The sequence below is a fragment of the Pseudomonas sp. NyZ480 genome (assembly GCF_029537255.1).
Classification (GTDB): domain Bacteria; phylum Pseudomonadota; class Gammaproteobacteria; order Pseudomonadales; family Pseudomonadaceae; genus Aquipseudomonas; species Aquipseudomonas taiwanensis.
The window spans coordinates 4,816,991-4,833,169 of the sequence record NZ_CP120626.1 but is presented as its reverse complement, the minus strand read 5'-3'; the positions used below and the strand labels follow the sequence as shown (position 1 = coordinate 4,833,169).

The 16,179-nt window shown below is 62.4% G+C and carries 10 protein-coding genes; 5 read left to right on the top strand and 5 right to left on the bottom strand.

What is annotated here, in order from left to right:
• Positions 1–37 precede the first annotated feature (37 nt).
• On the top strand, positions 38–1,315 hold the full coding sequence (gabT, locus tag P3R38_RS22145) for a 4-aminobutyrate--2-oxoglutarate transaminase (protein ID WP_277686617.1): 1,278 nt from the start codon (positions 38–40) through the stop codon (positions 1,313–1,315).
• Positions 1,316–1,498: 183 nt separating this feature from the next.
• Positions 1,499–2,911 carry a GABA permease gene (gene gabP / locus P3R38_RS22140; protein WP_023382573.1) on the top strand — a complete coding sequence of 471 codons (1,413 nt, stop codon included), beginning with the start codon at positions 1,499–1,501 and terminating at the stop codon, positions 2,909–2,911.
• Between the two features lie 91 nt (positions 2,912–3,002).
• Here the strand turns inward: gabP and P3R38_RS22135 are convergent, their stop codons facing one another.
• The 5 genes from P3R38_RS22135 to P3R38_RS22115 all read right to left on the bottom strand — a co-directional run bounded on the left by P3R38_RS22135 (position 3,003) and on the right by P3R38_RS22115 (position 7,248).
• Positions 3,003–3,776 carry a cytochrome c gene (locus tag P3R38_RS22135; RefSeq protein WP_023382572.1) on the bottom strand — a complete coding sequence of 258 codons (774 nt, stop codon included), beginning with the start codon at positions 3,774–3,776 and terminating at the stop codon, positions 3,003–3,005.
• A 9-nt stretch (positions 3,777–3,785) separates the two neighbouring features.
• Positions 3,786–4,793 carry a copper resistance protein B gene (locus P3R38_RS22130; RefSeq protein WP_277686616.1) on the bottom strand — a complete coding sequence of 336 codons (1,008 nt, stop codon included), beginning with the start codon at positions 4,791–4,793 and terminating at the stop codon, positions 3,786–3,788.
• The gene (locus P3R38_RS22125; protein WP_023382570.1) at positions 4,783–5,100 is read right to left on the bottom strand and encodes a hypothetical protein; all 318 of its coding nucleotides are present in this window, start codon (positions 5,098–5,100) and stop codon (positions 4,783–4,785) included. The genes P3R38_RS22130 and P3R38_RS22125 overlap by 11 nt, the downstream gene beginning before the upstream one ends.
• A 14-nt stretch (positions 5,101–5,114) precedes the next feature.
• Complete coding sequence (locus tag P3R38_RS22120; protein ID WP_277686615.1) at positions 5,115–6,860, bottom strand: copper resistance system multicopper oxidase; 1,746 nt, start codon at positions 6,858–6,860, stop codon at positions 5,115–5,117.
• Positions 6,861–7,041: 181 nt separating this feature from the next.
• Positions 7,042–7,248 (bottom strand): co-regulatory protein PtrA N-terminal domain-containing protein, encoded by a 207-nt coding sequence (locus tag P3R38_RS22115; RefSeq protein WP_277686614.1) that lies wholly within the window; start codon positions 7,246–7,248, stop codon positions 7,042–7,044.
• Positions 7,249–7,878: 630 nt separating this feature from the next.
• On the opposite strand from P3R38_RS22115, the gene P3R38_RS22110 reads away from it, so the two are divergent.
• From P3R38_RS22110 to P3R38_RS22100, 3 genes are all read left to right on the top strand, one after another.
• On the top strand, positions 7,879–8,397 hold the full coding sequence (locus P3R38_RS22110; RefSeq protein WP_023381485.1) for an Hcp family type VI secretion system effector: 519 nt from the start codon (positions 7,879–7,881) through the stop codon (positions 8,395–8,397).
• 81 nt (positions 8,398–8,478) lie between these two features.
• Entirely contained in the window at positions 8,479–11,505 is a 3,027-nt protein-coding gene (gene tssI / locus P3R38_RS22105; RefSeq protein ID WP_277686613.1) for a type VI secretion system tip protein TssI/VgrG, read from the top strand.
• Positions 11,502–16,178, top strand: a complete 4,677-nt coding sequence (locus tag P3R38_RS22100; RefSeq protein WP_277686612.1) for an RHS repeat-associated core domain-containing protein — start codon at positions 11,502–11,504, stop codon at positions 16,176–16,178. Before tssI ends, P3R38_RS22100 begins: the two co-directional genes overlap by 4 nt.
• Position 16,179 lies beyond the last annotated feature (1 nt).

Here is a 16,179-nt window from a genome sequence, read left to right as displayed (position 1 = left end):
CACGACCGTCGTTGATCGAGTCTTGAACGGAGCGAACATGAACACCAACCAGAGCCTGCAACAACGCCGCCTGGCCGCCATTCCACGTGGCGTCGGGCAAATCCACCAGATCTACGCCGAGCGTGCCGAGAACGCCACCGTGTGGGACGTCGAGGGCCGACAGTACCTGGACTTCGCCGGCGGTATCGCGGTGCTCAATACCGGCCACCTGCACCCGAAAGTCATGGCAGCCGTCCAGGCGCAGCTGGCCAAGCTGACCCACACCTGCTTCCACGTCTTTGGCTACGAGCCCTACGTGGCCCTGGCCGAGAAGATCAACCAGCGCGTGCCGGGCGACTTCGAGAAAAAGACCTTGCTGGTGACCACCGGCGCCGAAGCGGTGGAGAACGCCATCAAGATCGCCCGTGCCGCCACTGGCCGCCAGGGTGTGATCGCCTTCACCGGCGCCTACCATGGGCGTACGCACTACACCCTGAGCCTGACCGGCAAGGTCGTGCCGTACTCTGCGGGCATGGGCCTGATGCCAGGTGGCATCTACCGTGCCCAGTACCCGAACGCGGTGCATGGCGTGAGCAGCGATGACGCCATCGCCAGCGTCGAACGCATCTTCAAGAACGACGCCGCGCCGACTGACATCGCCGCGATCATTCTCGAACCGGTCCAGGGCGAAGGTGGTTTCAACGTCGCGCCGAAAGACTTCCTGGCCCGTCTGCGCGCCCTGTGTGACGAGCACGGCATCGTGCTGATCGCCGACGAAGTGCAGACCGGTGCTGGTCGTACCGGTACCTTCTTCGCCATGGAGCAACTGGGCGTCGCCGCCGACCTGACCACCTTCGCCAAGTCCATCGCCGGTGGTTTCCCGCTGGCTGGTGTGTGCGGCCGTGCCGAGATCATGGATGCGGTGGCTCCCGGTGGCCTGGGCGGGACCTACGCCGGTAGCCCAGTCTCCTGCGCCGCTGCCCTGGCCGTGCTGGAAGCCTTCGACGACGAGAAACTGCTGGAGCGGGCCCAGGCGGTCGGTGAAATCCTCACCAGCGGCCTGCGCGCCATCGGCGAGCGTCACAACAGCCTGGTGGATGTGCGCAACCTGGGTGCCATGGTCGCCGTAGAGTTGTTCGAGGGCGGTGACCTGAGCAAGCCTGCGGCCGATCTGACCGCCAAGGTGGTGGCCAAGGCCCGTGACAAAGGGCTGATCCTGCTGTCGTGCGGCACCTATTACAACGTCTTGCGCATTTTGGTTCCGCTGACCGTCAGCGACGCGGACTTGCAGCGCGGTCTGGCCTTGATCGGCGAGTGCTTCGACGAGCTCGCCTGACACTCATGCCTGACGGTCGCTCGACGGCCGTCGGCGCTTTCTTGAGTCAGCGTCACCCTGGTCTGTGCTCACCCGCATCTGTCCGACTCACCCTCTCGGACAGGGCGGGCTTTTTCGTCCGATGCTGGTGAGCGCGGACACCGAAAATGCCCTCAGAGGCAGTACAAGAACAAAGGTAATGCCATGCAGAACGATAAGAACAATCTCAGTCACGGGCTCAAGTCCCGTCATGTGACCATGCTTTCCATTGCCGGTGTCATTGGCGCCGGCTTGTTCGTAGGTTCAGGACGGGCCATTGCAGAGGCCGGCCCGGCCACCATCCTTGCTTACATCTTCGCCGGCGTGCTGGTCGTGCTGGTGATGCGCATGCTGGCGGAAATGGCCGTCGCGTCGCCAGACACCGGTTCGTTCTCCACCTATGCCGACCAGGCCATCGGCAAGTGGGCGGGCTATACCATCGGCTGGCTCTACTGGTGGTTCTGGGTGCTGATCATTCCCATCGAAGCCAATATCGCCGCAACCATCATCAACACGTATGTGCCGCAGATGGAAATCTGGGTGCTGTCGTTGGTCATCACCTTGCTGCTGACCGCCACCAACCTGTTCAGCGTCAAGCACTACGGCGAGTTCGAGTTCTGGTTGGCGTTGGTGAAGGTGGCCGCTATCGTCGGCTTCATCATCCTCGGTGCCTGCGCCATCCTTGGCCTGTTCCCCAGCACCGGCGTGAGCGGGGTTTCACGCTTGTGGGATAACGGCGGCTTCATGCCCAACGGCTTTGGCGCAGTGCTCAGCGCGATGCTGATCACTATGTTCTCGTTCCTCGGTGCCGAGGTGGTGACCATTGCCGCGGCGGAGTCCGATGCCGCTGGCAAGCAGATCTCCAAGGCCACCAACTCGGTGATCTGGCGGATCACGTTGTTCTACATCCTGTCGATCTTCATCGTCGTGGCGCTGGTGCCGTGGAACGATCCAAGGCTGGCGAGCGAAGGGTCCTATGTGGCGGTGCTGAATATTCTCAACGTGCCCCATGCCAAGGCCATCATCGACTTCGTGGTGCTGACCTCGGTGACCAGTTGCCTGAACTCCTCGCTGTACACCGCTTCGCGCATGCTCTATTCGCTGAGCCGCCGGGGCGATGCGCCCGCTTGTGCCCAGGTGACCGCCCGCAGCGGTACGCCGATCTATGCCGTAATGCTGTCTACCGGTGCCGCGTTCCTGACGGTGATCGCCAACTACCTGGTGCCCTCGAAGGTGTTCGGTTTCCTCATGGCCAGCTCGGGTGCGATTGCTCTGCTGGTCTATCTGGTGATTGCCATTTCCCAGCTGCGCCTGCGTAAACGCCTGATCGCCGAAGGTAAGACCCTGAGCTACAGGATGTGGCTGTTCCCTTGGCTGACATGGGGTGTGATCTTGTTCATCAGCGCCGTGCTGGTGCTGATGTTGCTGCGCCCCGACCACCGGCTCGAAGTGGTATCGACCATGGCGCTGGCGATACTGGTGGTGTGCTCGGGCCTGCTGGTGACACGACGTCGCCGGCGTGTGGAGCAGGGCGGCGCCAACCCGCTGACGAGCTCCGGAAGCGGGGTCGCTGGTTGATGGAGCTCCCCCTCGAGGTGCGCGCGTCGAGGGGGATATTCACGGTAAACTTTCTCAGCCCCTGGGCATGCCATGGCGATGCCGATGACTTTCAGTGCTCATGGGTGTGCTCCTTTCCATCGCGGTGAAAATGCGACTTCGGAGCCGGCTTCGAGTGTTGGGCGCTGTCGGCCTCGCCATGCCCGTGATGGCCAGGCGCGGTGGGTGCGCTTGGCGAAGCCGGATGATGCGCCTTGGATTGCCCCTTGTCATGGTGGCCACTTCCCGAGGCTGCCTCTTCGTAGCGACCTGGCACGTTGTCGCCGTGTTGGCCTTCATGATTGTGCATTTCGCTTTCGCCACCCCCATGCTGGTGACCGCCGCTGATCGCGACCATCGCGTTGTACTGCTGAGCGTTCATTCGGGGTAGCTGATCGAGGAAGGCGACAATTCCCCAGATGTACGGGTCACCCATGCTCTTGCCCCAAGCTGGCATGCCTGTGGCCTTGATGCCGTGTTTGATGGTCCAGAACGCGACAGCGGGATCACCGCTGACCCCAAGTTTGGTCAGGTCGGGAGGAGAGGGGTACAGCGCCTGGCTGAGCTCTGTCTTCTCAACGCCGGGGGCAAGATGGCAACCGATGCACATGGCGTTGTAGTTACCAGCGCCCATGCGAATCAGGTTTTCGTCCTTGAGGTCTGGTACCTCGATATCCCTGGCGCGCACCTCGATGGAACGATCCCGAACCATGGCCAGAAAGGCATGTACTGCCGGGAAGTGAGGATCATCGGCCGCGACGTTCACCACGCCAAAGTACGCGGCTGCCAGAACGCTCGCGCTGGTGACGGCGCCTGCTGCAACCAGCGTTGTTATCGTTCTTTTCATGTCTGGCTCTCAAAACCACATGCGGATGCCGGCGACGAAACGTGCTTCATCCACATCCCCACCTTCATCACGGATGAAGTCGGCGGTTTTGCCATAGGAGCGGTTCCAGGTGACGCCTATGTAAGGTGCGAACTGGCGAACGATTTCATACCGCAGCCGCACGCCGACTTCGGTATTGGCAAGACCGGAACCCACACCACGCTCAGGATCGTTCTTGCCGTAGAAATTGACTTCAGCGGTTGGCTGCAGGATCAGGCGATTGGTCAGGAGTATGTCGTAGTCGCCTTCCAGGCGGGCGGCGGTCTGGCCGTTTTCGCCGAGGAATGCAGTGGCTTCGGCTTCGAAACCGTACAGTGCCATGCCCTGGATGCCGAACGCAGCCCAGGTCTGAGGAGATTGCGGCTTGAAGTCCTGGCGAACCCCGGCAACCACATCCCACCAAGGGCTGACCGAGCGGCCGTAGAGCAGCTGTAGTTCGGCATCTTCGGTGACACTGTTGGTCCGTTCACCCTCGGAGCGTATCCAGAGCCGGTTGATATCACCGCCTATCCATCCAGTAGCATCCCAGGCCAGCGCGCTGCCTTCGTCAGCATCCTGGTACTCGAGTTGGTCCAGCAAGAAGAAGCTGTTGATTGCGCTGTCGTGCATCCGATGTCCGCCCAACGGCGGGAACGCTGCCTGGCGGTCTGCATCCGTGAGTACGGGAATCGGGGTACGGCTGGTAGTGGCAGGCGCCGCGGAACCGTGGTTCATCGTTGAGTGATCCATGGCGCCATGGTCCATCCCCTGCATGCTCGTATGATCCATCTTGCTGTGATCGGCGGGCGCGGTTTTTTTCCGAGGCTCGCTTGCGCCCATCTGGCTGTGGTCCATGCCTGGCATCGAGTCGTGCCCCATGGACGAATGATCCATCGCCGAGTGGTCCACCTCTTCAGCGGCGAAGCTGGGCGCAACGCCCAGCACGCCAAGCGAAACGGTCAGGGCCAGCAGCGAGGGTCGCGCCAGGCTACTGGTCATCTTTCCCTGCCTTAGCGTCGTCGCTGCCATGCGATTGCATCATTTTGCTGTGATCCATGCCCTGCATCGAGCCATGATCCATGCCTTTCATCGCATCGTGATCCATGCCCTGCATCGAGCCATGATCCATACCTTTCATGGCGCCGTGATCCATGCCTTGAGCGCCCTTGGCCTTCGCGGAATCGGCAGACGTCTGGGTATGTTGTTCATGGGTGTCGCTCGACCACGACGATGGGGCATAAACGGTGAACAGGCCCGCCATCGCAGCGCAAAGGACAAAGGTGTTTCGTTTCAGGGGTTTGCTCATTTCGGATCTCCAGTTCATTCGTCCACGCGGACTTCTCGGAACATGCCCATTTCCATGTGGAACAGCAGGTGACAGTGATAGGCCCAGCGTCCCAGGGCATCTGCGGTCACGCGATAACTCCGTTTCGAGCCGGGGGGCATGTCAATCGTGTGTTTTCGAACCATAAAGTTGCCGTGCTCATCCTCCAGGTCGCTCCACATGCCATGAAGGTGGATGGGGTGGGTCATCATGGTGTCGTTGACCAGGGTGATGCGAAGGCGCTCGCCGTACTTCAGGCGCAGGGGGGCGGCATCGGAGAACTTGATGCCGTCGAAGGACCAGGCGAACTTCTCCATGTGGCCGGTCAGATGCAGTTCGATGGTTCGGCCAGGTTCCCGACCGTCCGGATCGATGAAGGTGCTTCGCAGATCCGAGTAGGTCAGAACCCGACGGCCGTTGTCGCGCAGCCCAACCCCCGGGTCGCTCAGCTTTGCGGTTGGAGTCATCGTCTGCATGTCGACCAACGGATTGTTGGTCTCTGAGGCGGGATGGCTTTGCATGGCCCCACCGATATCTGCCATGTTGCCGTGATCCATACCGGCCATGTCGCCGTGGTCCATGCCGGCCATGCTGCCGTGATTCATCCCCGCCATGCTGCCGTGGTCCATGCCCATGTCACCCATGGAGATGACGGGGCGAGGGTCGACGGCTGGAACCGGTGCTTGCAAGCCTTCGCGGATAGCCAAGGTGCCCCTGGAGTACCCCGAGCGATCCATGGATTGAGCGAAAATGGTGTATGCCTGTTCATCCTGTGGCTCAACGATGACATCGTAGGTTTCAGCAACGGCGATACGGAACTCGTCGACCGAAACGGGATTGACATGTTGCCCATCCGCCGCGACCACGGTCATCTTCAGGCCAGGAATGCGCACATCGAAGTACGTCATGGCCGAGCCGTTGATGAAGCGCAGCCGGATTTTCTCACCGGGCTTGAAAACGCCGGTCCAGTTTCCGTCTGGCGCCTGGCCATTCATGAGGTAGGTGTAGGTGTACCCGCTGACGTCGGCAAGATCGGTGGGGCTCATCTTCATCTCGGCCCACATCTTGCGGTCAGCGACCGCGGCGGACCAGCCCATTTCGCCGACGTCGTTGACGAAATCACCCACCGTTCGCTTGTGGAAGTTGTAGTAGTCAGACTGCTTCTTGAGCTTGGAGAGCACCCGGGCAGGGTCTTCGTCCGTCCAGTCGCTGAGCATCACCACATAGTCCCGGTCATAACTGAACGGCTCGGGCTCTTTCGCATCGATGACCAGTGCGCCATACACCCCGACCTGCTCCTGGAAGCCAGAATGGCTGTGGTACCAGTAGGTGCCGTTCTGATGGACCTTGAACCTGTACTCGTACATGCCATCAGGGGCGATGCCATGGAAACTCAGGCCTGGGACACCGTCCATGTTCGCCGGCAGGATGATGCCGTGCCAGTGGATGGACGTGTCCTGCTTCAAACGGTTGCGCACCCGAAGCGTGACGGTATCGCCTTCGCGCCAACGGAGCGTGGGGCCTGGCAGAGAACCGTTGATTGCCATGGCGGTGCGCGGGGCGCCGGTGATATTGACCGGCAGCTCACCGATGTAAAGGTCAAATTCTGTGCCTGTCAGCACATTGGGCTGGCCAGGGCTGGTCACCGCCCACACCGGCGCGCGCCACATGCCCAACCCGCCCAGTAGTCCGGTAGCAGCCAGGCCTTTGACGAAGGATCGTCGTGTGGTTTTGCTTTGCATGCCGTTGCGTCCAGTCAGAGAAATAGCTGATATCCAGGCCGCCGAATGTCGCAGCCCTCGGTTTCAGTTCGGTCCTCGCAAGCTTCGCAGGTTTTCGACGAAGCACCCGATTTGCCGGAGGAGGTCACTTGAAACTGCCATAGTTCGGGTTCGAGGGTGATTACATTTCTGTAAGCTTGCTTCAGCAGTGCTTGTGCCCTGTGTGCTGGTCTTGCTGAGCGGCGACGGGGGTCTGGCCATTGTTCTCCTGGGTAAGCTGATAAGCCTGCTGGGAGGATTGCCGAGCGGCTTCCATCCTCATGAAGGTGCGGTCCCCACCGCCTTCTGCATGGGCCAGGTTTGCCATGCCGAAGGTTGCTGCCATCACAACTGCCTTGACGCTGTTCATGGGTGTTCCCTCTGGTTTTTCGTTGGCGCCGATCGGCGCTCTGTCCAGAGGCAATTTAGGGACCTGAGCCTGTCAGGAAACTGAGTGGCGCATGACGTTTGCGTCAGCTTTGCAGGGTGGCTTGGCTGCCAGTTTGAAGCGCACGCAGCGGTGGTTCGGAAAGGCCATCATCCGGCACTTCCTGACAGTACCCCACCAAGCAGTAGCTGGGTCGCCTACCTCGTGTTTGCCTACAGCCAGTCCATGGCAACCCGAGCTTAAGTTTGTGGCCGGCGTGCTGCACTTTGCGATGTTTTTTACAGCTTCGGCGCACTCTCCTGACTTTTTAGTCAACTGCGCAAGAAGTTGCGCACTCAAATGTGGATAAGCCTGTGCATACATTCCTGTAGGCCTTGAGAAATATGGCGTACAGGCAACTGCGCAACTTTTTGCACACCACTGCGCAAGAAGTTGCGCACTTTTCCCGTGGTTTTTTCCGAAAAAGCTCCCCGATTTTCAGTGTGGGTCGCTGCAGGCCTTGATCTATAAGGCTTTTCCTCAAGTTGGCACGACTTTTGTCACATCAAGATCCGATTGACCGGCAATTAGCTGCCGAAAAAGGCACTTATCCACAGCAAGGAGAGCAGCACCATGGCAACACCCGCGTACATGTCCGTCACCGGCGAAAAACAAGGCCTGATCACCGCTGGCGCGTTCACCGCCGATTCGGTGGGCAACACCTACCAGGAAGGCCACGAAGACCAGGTGATGGTCCAGGGCTTCGACCACCAGGTGATCATCCCCCGTGATCCGCAGTCCGGCCAACCGACCGGCCAGCGCGTGCACAAACCGGTGAAGATCACCAAGGTCTTCGACAAGGCCTCGCCACTGCTGCTGGCGGCCCTGACCTCCGGCGAGCGCATGACCAAGGTCGAGATCAAGTGGTACCGCACCTCGGCCGCCGGCACCCAGGAGCACTACTACACCACCGTCCTGGAAGACGCGATCATCGTCGACATGAAGGACTACATGCACAACTGCCAGGACCCGGCCAACGCCCACTTCACCCACCTGGAAGACGTGTACTTCACCTACCGCAAGATCACCTGGACCCACGAGGTCTCCGGGACTTCCGGTTCCGACGACTGGCGCGTTCCGGTCGCAGGCTAAACCTGGATCACACCGCTGCCTGCCGCGTTCGCGCGGCGGGCTGCGGTCGTTTTCACTACGTTTTCCTAAAGGAGGACAGGGATGTTTGCCGCCGCGAACCAGACCCATTTCAGCTTGCACATCGACGGCCTGGAGCACGATTTCCAGGTCCTCGCCTTCAACGGCACGGAAGCCATCAGCCACGCCTATGCCATTGACCTCGAGCTGGTCAGCGAACGCCCTTCGCTGGACCTGGAACGCCTGCTGCACAAACCCGCCTTCCTCCAGCTCGACGATGCCGGCCGTGGCCTGCACGGCCTGATCTATCGCGCCGCCCAGGGCGAGTCGGGCAAGCGCCTGACCCGCTACCAGGTCACCCTGCGCCCGCAGCTGGCGTACCTGGACCACCGCATCAACCAGCGCATGTTCCAGCACAAGACCGTGCCGCAGATCATCGCCCTGGTCCTGGAGGAGCATGGCATCCTCGCCAATGCCTACCAGTTCCAGTTGGGCGCGCAGTACCCGCAACGCGAATACTGCGTGCAGTACGACGAGTCCAACCTGCACTTCATCCAGCGCTTGTGCGAAGAAGAAGGCATCCACTATCACTTTCGTCACCGCGCCGACGGCCACCTGCTGGTGTTCGGCGACGACCAGACGGTGTTTCCCAAACTGGCCCCGGTCAGCTTCCAGCACGACGCCGGGCTGGTCGCCGACACGCCGATGATCAAGGGCTTCGCCCTGCGCCTGGAAACCCGCACCAGCAGCGTCACGCGCCGCGACTACGACTTCAAGAAGCCGCTGATCCAGCTCGAAGGCGAGGCCGTCAGCCACGCCGAGCCGGACCTTGAAGACTACGACTACCCCGGCCGCTTCCTCGACCGCGCCCGTGGCAAGCACCTGGCCACCCGCGCCCTGGAGCGCCACCGCAGCGACTTCCGCCAGGCCGAGGGCCGCAGTGACCAACCGCTGCTGGCCAGCGGGCACTTCCTGGCCCTGGCCAGCCACCCCAACGCGGCCTGGAACGACCTCTGGCTGCTGCTCGCCGTGCACCACCAAGGCCGCCAGCCGCAGGTGCTGGAAGAAGTCATCACCAGCGACATCGACGCGAAGTACGACGGTTTCCAGCAGGGTTACCGCAACACCTTCACCGCCACGCCGTGGGACGCCCCGTACCGCCCGCCGCTGCGCCACCCCAAGCCCCGGGTGCTGGGCGACCAGCGCGCCGTGGTCAGCGGCCCGGCCGGCGAAGAGATCTACTGCGACGAATACGGCCGCATCAAGGTGCAGTTCTTCTGGGACCGCGAAGGCCAGGCCGACGACAAGTCCAGCGTGTGGCTGCGCGTCGCCTCCGGCTGGGCCGGCCAGGGCATCGCCGGCCTGCAGTTGCCCCGCGTGGGCATGGAAGTGCTGGTCAGCTTCCTTGAAGGCGACCCCGACCAGCCGCTGGTGACCGGCTGCCTGTACCACGGCGTGAACATGCCGCACTACAAGCTGCCCGACCTCAAGACCCTGGCCACGATCAAGAGCAAGGAATACAAGGGCAGCCGCGGCAACGAACTGCGCATCGACGACACCACCGGTGAAATCAGCATCGCCCTGCGCAGCGACCACGGCGCCAGTGCGCTGAACCTCGGCTACCTGACCCACCCCCGGCCGAGCGGCGGCGCCCCGCGCGGTGAAGGCTTCGAGTTGCGCACCGACCGCCACGGCGCCGTGCGCGCCGCTGGTGGCCTGCTGATCACCACCGAGCCCCGGCCGAACGAAGCCAGGCACCACAAGGACCTGCCCGAGACGGCCGAGCGCCTGGCCACCGCCAGCGAGCAGCAGGACAGCCTGGCTGAACTGGCCAAGCAGATGCAGGCACAGGAGCCAGGCGATCAGGACGAGGTGGCCAAGCGACTGCACGAGCAGCATCAGGGCATTCTCGGCAGCGGCCCGGCCAACCAGAGCGCCAATGAGTTTCCCGAACTCACCCAGCCGCACCTGGTGCTCGCCAGCCCTGCCGGCATCGCCCTGACCACGCCAGGGCCGACGCACGTGTCGACCGGTGAGCACCTGGCCCTGAGCAGTACCGGGCACACCAGCCTGTCGATCGGCAAACGCCTGCTGGCCAGTGCCAGCCAGGGCATGCGCCTGTTCGTGCAGAGCCTGGGCTGGAGACTGGTGGCGGCTGCGGGCGACATCGATATCCGCGCGCTGAAAGACAACATCAACCTGCTGGCCAAGCTCGACATCACCGCCAATGCCGACCGCATCGTGCTAACCGCCAAGACCGAATTGGTCGTGCAAGGCGGCGGCAGCGCCACCACGTACAACGCGGCGGGTATCACCCATGTCACCAGTGGCAACTACACCGCCCACGCGGCGCAGTTCGCCCACATCGGCGCCGCGAGCAAGGCGGGTACGTTCCCCGAACCGCCGAAGCCGGGCAAGGGCAACCTCGAACTGCTCTACCAGTACGTCAACAGCGCGGGTGTGAAGACCGGCGACTACGGGGTGATCGACGCGTTGGGCGCCTCGATCAAGGGCAGCCTCGACGGCAAGGGCTTCAATCAGGCATCCGGCGCTGCCGCTGGCCCGCTGTGGGTCGACTTCGGCCTAGACCCGGCCGACACCTGGTCCGATGCCAGCTTCTTCGGCGCGAACGCCTGGCCGGTGAAAGGCCAGTTCGACGACATCGCCCCCGGCCAGCAGGCCGTGGTCGGCGAAGTCGCGAGTGGCACCAAGGGCGCGGACGGGCTGCTGGGCCAGGGCTTGGCGCTGGCCCAGCAAGGCATGGACAAAGGCAAGGCATTGGTACAGGACGCAATGGCACAAGGAAAAACCGTGGCCCAGGGCATGTTGGGTTCGAGCGGCGGCGGCCTGCTGGAGCAGGGCAAGTCCCTGGCCAGCACCGGCATGAAACTGGCCCAGAGTGGCCAGGCCGCGTTGCAACAGGTGCAACAGGTCAAGGCCGTCGTCGGCGGCGACACCAGCGCCATGACCCAGCTCGCCAGCACGGTGGTGCCCGGCGCCGCCTCGGCCCTCAAGGCCGCCGACACTCTCAAGCAACTGCCCGCGCTGCCGACGCTGAGCCCTCCCGCCAACCCGGCCAAGCGCCCGCTGGGCAGTGAGGTGCTGGCATGAGCGGCGAAACCAAGCAACGCGAAGCGCAAGTCGCGGTCGCCCCGCTCAACACCATCGACGCCAAGGACGTGGGCCGCGGCGCCGCCGCCTTCGACGCCTGGTTGCAGTCGGTCAGCAGCGGCTACGTCACCCTCGAACGGATCAAGACCGTGGCCGGTGCCTTGCCGGTGGTGGGCAACATCATGGCTCTGGTCGACGCCCTGGGCGATGTGGTCACCCTGGTCAAGAGCAAGCACCGCCAGGTGCTCGACTGGGTCAGCCTGGGCATCAACCTGATCGGCGTATTGCCGGCGCCGCCGACCATGGCCGCCGCCCGCATGAGCTTGCGCCCGACCTTGTTCCTGGTCCGCCAGGAGCTGCGCAACAGCGCCAAGATGCTGCTGGGCGACTCGCTGATCACGGTGCTGATGGGCCACCTCAACGCCACCATCGCCGGGACCCTCGACGACTTTGTGACCCAGGCACAGCCAAAGATCGCCGGCATTCTCAAGGACGCGGGCGATCTGGGTACCAAGGTGACTGGCGAAATTGCCACGGGCCTGGAGAAAGTCGTGCTCGGCCAACTCGACGCCCAGGGCGACAAGGCGGCGGCGAGCAAGCAGATGGCAGCCGCCAGCGACCAGTTGCTCAACGACCCCAAGGCGGCGATCAGCAACTTCTTCGGGGCGGTGCACAGCGCCTGCAAGGCGGCTGGTAAAGGCATGGCCAACAGCGCTACCAGCAAGCTGATGCCCGATGACATCAAGAACAGCGTGCTGGCCAATACCGGGCAGCTGCGAGCGCTGGGCGGGGAAATGGCCACGCAGCTGAACAAGCTGTCCGATCCTGCGACGCAGATGAGCATCGGTTGGATGCTGACGGTGCTGGGTGGGGCGGTGGCAGGCTTCCGCAGCCGCCACAAGAACGGCCAGCCAGGGGTGGCCAAGCCGGATACCGTGACCAAGGTGGAGCGGGAGCAGAGCAAGGGTGAGCTTGCTGTCGTGGGTAAACAGGCCCCAGCCGAGCAGACCCCAAGCCCCAAGCGTCCACCGTGCCCCGCTGAACCGAAGGCCCGTACCGGCCACAGCATCAGCTTCTCGCTGGGCTCGGAATTCATTCAGCACACCGATTTCAGCTTGCCAGGCCCATTTCCCATCGAGTGGGAGCGGATCTACCACTCGCGCCTGGCCGAGTACGACCAGGGCAGCCTGGGCGCTCGTTGGGTAACCGAGTTCACCACCCGCATCGACATCGTCGGCAAAGGCGTGCTGTTCCACGACTTCGACGGCCGCAGCCACGCATTCGAGCTGCCCAAGGTCGGCAAGGCGCTGTTCAACGCCATCGAAGACTTGCTGCTGGTGCGCAGCACCGACAGCGAACTGGTGATCTGCCGTGGGTTCGTGCGCAAGGAATACTACCTGCGCGTGGGCGAACGTTATTACCTGCGCAAGATCCTGCTGGAGAACGACGCCGGCTGCATGCTGCATTACGAGCATCGCCACGAAGGCCGCCCGGTGCTGTCCGACATCATCACCTTCCAGGGTGATGCGAAGAACGTCCTACGTCACCTCGGCACCCTGATCGATGATCACGGCCATATCAAAGGCCTGTGGGAAATGCGCGACGGTCAGCCGCTACGCCAGCTCTGCGCCTATCACTATGACGAACAGGGCGACCTGATCGCCGCCCAGGACGAGAACGGCGCCGCCTGGCATTACCAGTATCAGCACCACCTGGTTACCCGCTACACCGACCGCACCGGGCGCGGCATGAACCTGGAATGGGAGGGCAGCAGCGCCCAGGCCAAGGCGATCCATGAATGGGCCGACGACGGCAGCTACGACACGCGTCTGGCGTGGGACGAGAACATCCGCCTGACCTACGTCACCGACGCTCACGGCCAGGAGACCTGGTACTACTACGATATCCAGGGCCACCTGTATCGCATCCGCTACCCGGACGAACGCTCCGAGTGGCTGTTCCGCGATGAGCGCAAGAAGCTCCTGCGCCACGTGCACGCCGATGGCAGCGAAGACCGCTACGACTACGACGATCAAGGCAGCGTCATTCGCCATATCCGTGCCGACCACAGCAAGACGCACTTTGCCTACGACGACCGTCGTCACCCGATCAAGATCCGCGACGCAGAAGGCGGCCTGTGGCTGCGTGATTACGACCGGAAAGGCAACCTGGTCGAAACCACCGACCCGCTGGGCAACAAGACCGAATTCGCCTACACGCCTTCGGGCCTGGTGAAGGCGATCAAGGATGCCAACGGCAACGAGAAGAAGCTGGCGTACAACGCGGCGGACCAGCTGATCGAGTACACCGACTGCTCGGGCAAGACCAGTCAATGGGAGTACGACGACGTCGGTCGTCTGGTGCTGTTCACCGATGCGGCGGGCAACAAGACCACCTACGCGTACAAGGCCGGTCAGCTGGCGAAAGTCACCCACCCCGACAACACCGAAGAGCGTTTCGAACGCGATGCCGAAGGCCGCCTGTTGGCCCACGTCGACGCGCTGGACCGCTGCACTACCTGGTCCTACGACGCGGCCGGCAAACTGGTCGAACGGGTCGACGCCAACGAGCACAGCCTGCGCTACCGCTGGGACAAGCTGGGCCGCCTGATCGGGCTGGAGAACGAGAACGACAGCAAGGCCACGTTCCTGTACGACCCGGTCGGTCGCCTGCTGGAAGAAAAGGGCTTCGATGGTTTGGTCACCCGCTACCAGTACGACCCGGACAGCGGTCGACTGGCCAGCACCCAGGTCGGTCAACGCCGGATCGACATCACCTTCGATGCCGTCGGGCGTCTGGCCTCGCGCACGGCCCGCCAGGGCGACCAGCGCCAGGAAGAAACCTTTGCCTACGACGGCAACGGCAAGCTGATCCAGGCCATCAATGCCGACAGCAAGCTGCAATGGTTCCATGACGAAGCGGGCAACCTCACTCGCGAGCATCAGTACTACCTCAAGACCGCTGTGCCGATGGTCGCGGTGTGGAAGCACGAGTATGACGCGCTGAACCTGCGCACGGCGACGATTCGCCCCGATGGCCATAAGGTCAGCACGCTCACCTACGGCAGCGGTCACGTGCTGGGCATGACCGTTGACCAGCATGAGCTGCTGGCCTATGAGCGCGATGCTCTGCACCGTGAGGTGGTCCGGCACCAGGGCAACCAGCTGATGCAGACCCAGGCGTGGGACCCGGCAGGTCGCTTGCAGGCGCAATGGCTGGGTAGCCACGACGGCAAGTCCACGTTGCTCAAGCGCCAGTATCAATACGATGCCATCGGCCAGCTGACCAACATCCACGACACCCGCCGTGGTCACCTGGCTTATCAGTACGACCCAGTGGGCCGTCTGCTGCAAGCCACCAGTCGCCTGGGTGTCGAGACCTTCGCCTTCGACCCGGCTGGCAACCTGCTGGACCAGAAGACCCAGGAACTCAACCGCCCGCTGGAAAGCGACCCGCGTCGCAACAAGCTGATGGACAACCTGCTGCGCGAGTACGCCGGCACGCATTACCAGTACGACGAATGCGGCAACCTCATCCACCGCCTGCACAACGGCGACGAGGCCCGCCTGACCTGGGACCTGTTCGACCGTCTGGTCCGCTTCGACGATGGCAAGCTCAGCGTGGCATACAGCTACGACGCGCTGGGCCGTCGCCTGCACAAACACTCGACCGCGCATCATTACGACGATCCCCGTGCGGGCAGCGGCTGGAACCAGATGCAACGCGCCAAGCGCCAGCGCGAACTGGGTTGCGGTTACACGCTGTACGGCTGGGATGGCGACAACCTCGCCTGGGAAAGCTCGCCGCCGCAGGACGAAGGCGAAACCGGGCGGACCGTGCATTACCTGTACGAACCGGACAGCTTCGTGCCCGTTGCGCAGGCGCTGCGCAAGGCACCGATTCGCCTGTTACGGCAGCCGGACTGGCGTGGACGCGAATACGACATCGACCAGGACCCGCTGTGGCAACACGAAGTGAAACCGCAGCCGATCGATGCGATTGCCTGGTACCAGTGCGATCACCTGGGCACGCCGATGGAGCTGACCGACCACCACGGAGAGGTGGCGTGGGCGGGGCAGTACAAGGCGTGGGGTGACGTGCGCGAGGTGCGTTCGGACTGGGCCAAGCAGGTTGGGATGAGCAACCCGATTCGCTTCCAGGGGCAGTACCACGATCATGAGACGGGTCTGCATTACAACCGGTATCGGTACTATGATCCGAGGGTTGGGCGGTTTGTGAGTCAGGATCCTATTCGTTATGCCGGAGGGCTAAACCTCTTCGCGTATACGCCGAACCCAATATTTTGGGTCGACACACGAGGCCTCACTCCAACGCCGCTTAATGAACCTGGCTATATCGTTTATGGGCTTTATAAACCAGATGACGAGATTCCTTACTATATTGGACATACTAAACAAGATCCGCTTAAGCGAGAGGCTCAGCATGCTCAGTCAGGCCGGTTAGGTAATGGAGCGTTGAAACCAGTCTCGGAAGGCCTTACTTATACACAGTCGAAGGGGCAGGAGCAGTACTATCGAGAGGTTTATGATACAAAAACCGGGTTCCCAGGGAATATCATTGAACCGATTGATAAGTCTAGGCAAGACGAGCGTGGTAGATCGCATGTCGCCGAATATGAAAGAATCAAATCAAAAAATACTTGTGAGCTTTAAG

Coding starts and splice junctions, on each gene's coding strand:
- P3R38_RS22115 (WP_277686614.1), bottom strand. CDS start 7,248: ATGAACAGCGTCAAGGCAGTTGTGATGGCAGCAACCTTCGGCATGGCA.
- P3R38_RS22110 (WP_023381485.1), top strand. CDS start 7,879: ATGGCAACACCCGCGTACATGTCCGTCACCGGCGAAAAACAAGGCCTG.
- P3R38_RS22120 (WP_277686615.1), bottom strand. CDS start 6,860: ATGCAAAGCAAAACCACACGACGATCCTTCGTCAAAGGCCTGGCTGCT.
- P3R38_RS22125 (WP_023382570.1), bottom strand. CDS start 5,100: ATGAGCAAACCCCTGAAACGAAACACCTTTGTCCTTTGCGCTGCGATG.
- tssI (WP_277686613.1), top strand. CDS start 8,479: ATGTTTGCCGCCGCGAACCAGACCCATTTCAGCTTGCACATCGACGGC.
- P3R38_RS22135 (WP_023382572.1), bottom strand. CDS start 3,776: ATGAAAAGAACGATAACAACGCTGGTTGCAGCAGGCGCCGTCACCAGC.
- gabP (WP_023382573.1), top strand. CDS start 1,499: ATGCAGAACGATAAGAACAATCTCAGTCACGGGCTCAAGTCCCGTCAT.
- P3R38_RS22100 (WP_277686612.1), top strand. CDS start 11,502: ATGAGCGGCGAAACCAAGCAACGCGAAGCGCAAGTCGCGGTCGCCCCG.
- P3R38_RS22130 (WP_277686616.1), bottom strand. CDS start 4,793: ATGACCAGTAGCCTGGCGCGACCCTCGCTGCTGGCCCTGACCGTTTCG.
- gabT (WP_277686617.1), top strand. CDS start 38: ATGAACACCAACCAGAGCCTGCAACAACGCCGCCTGGCCGCCATTCCA.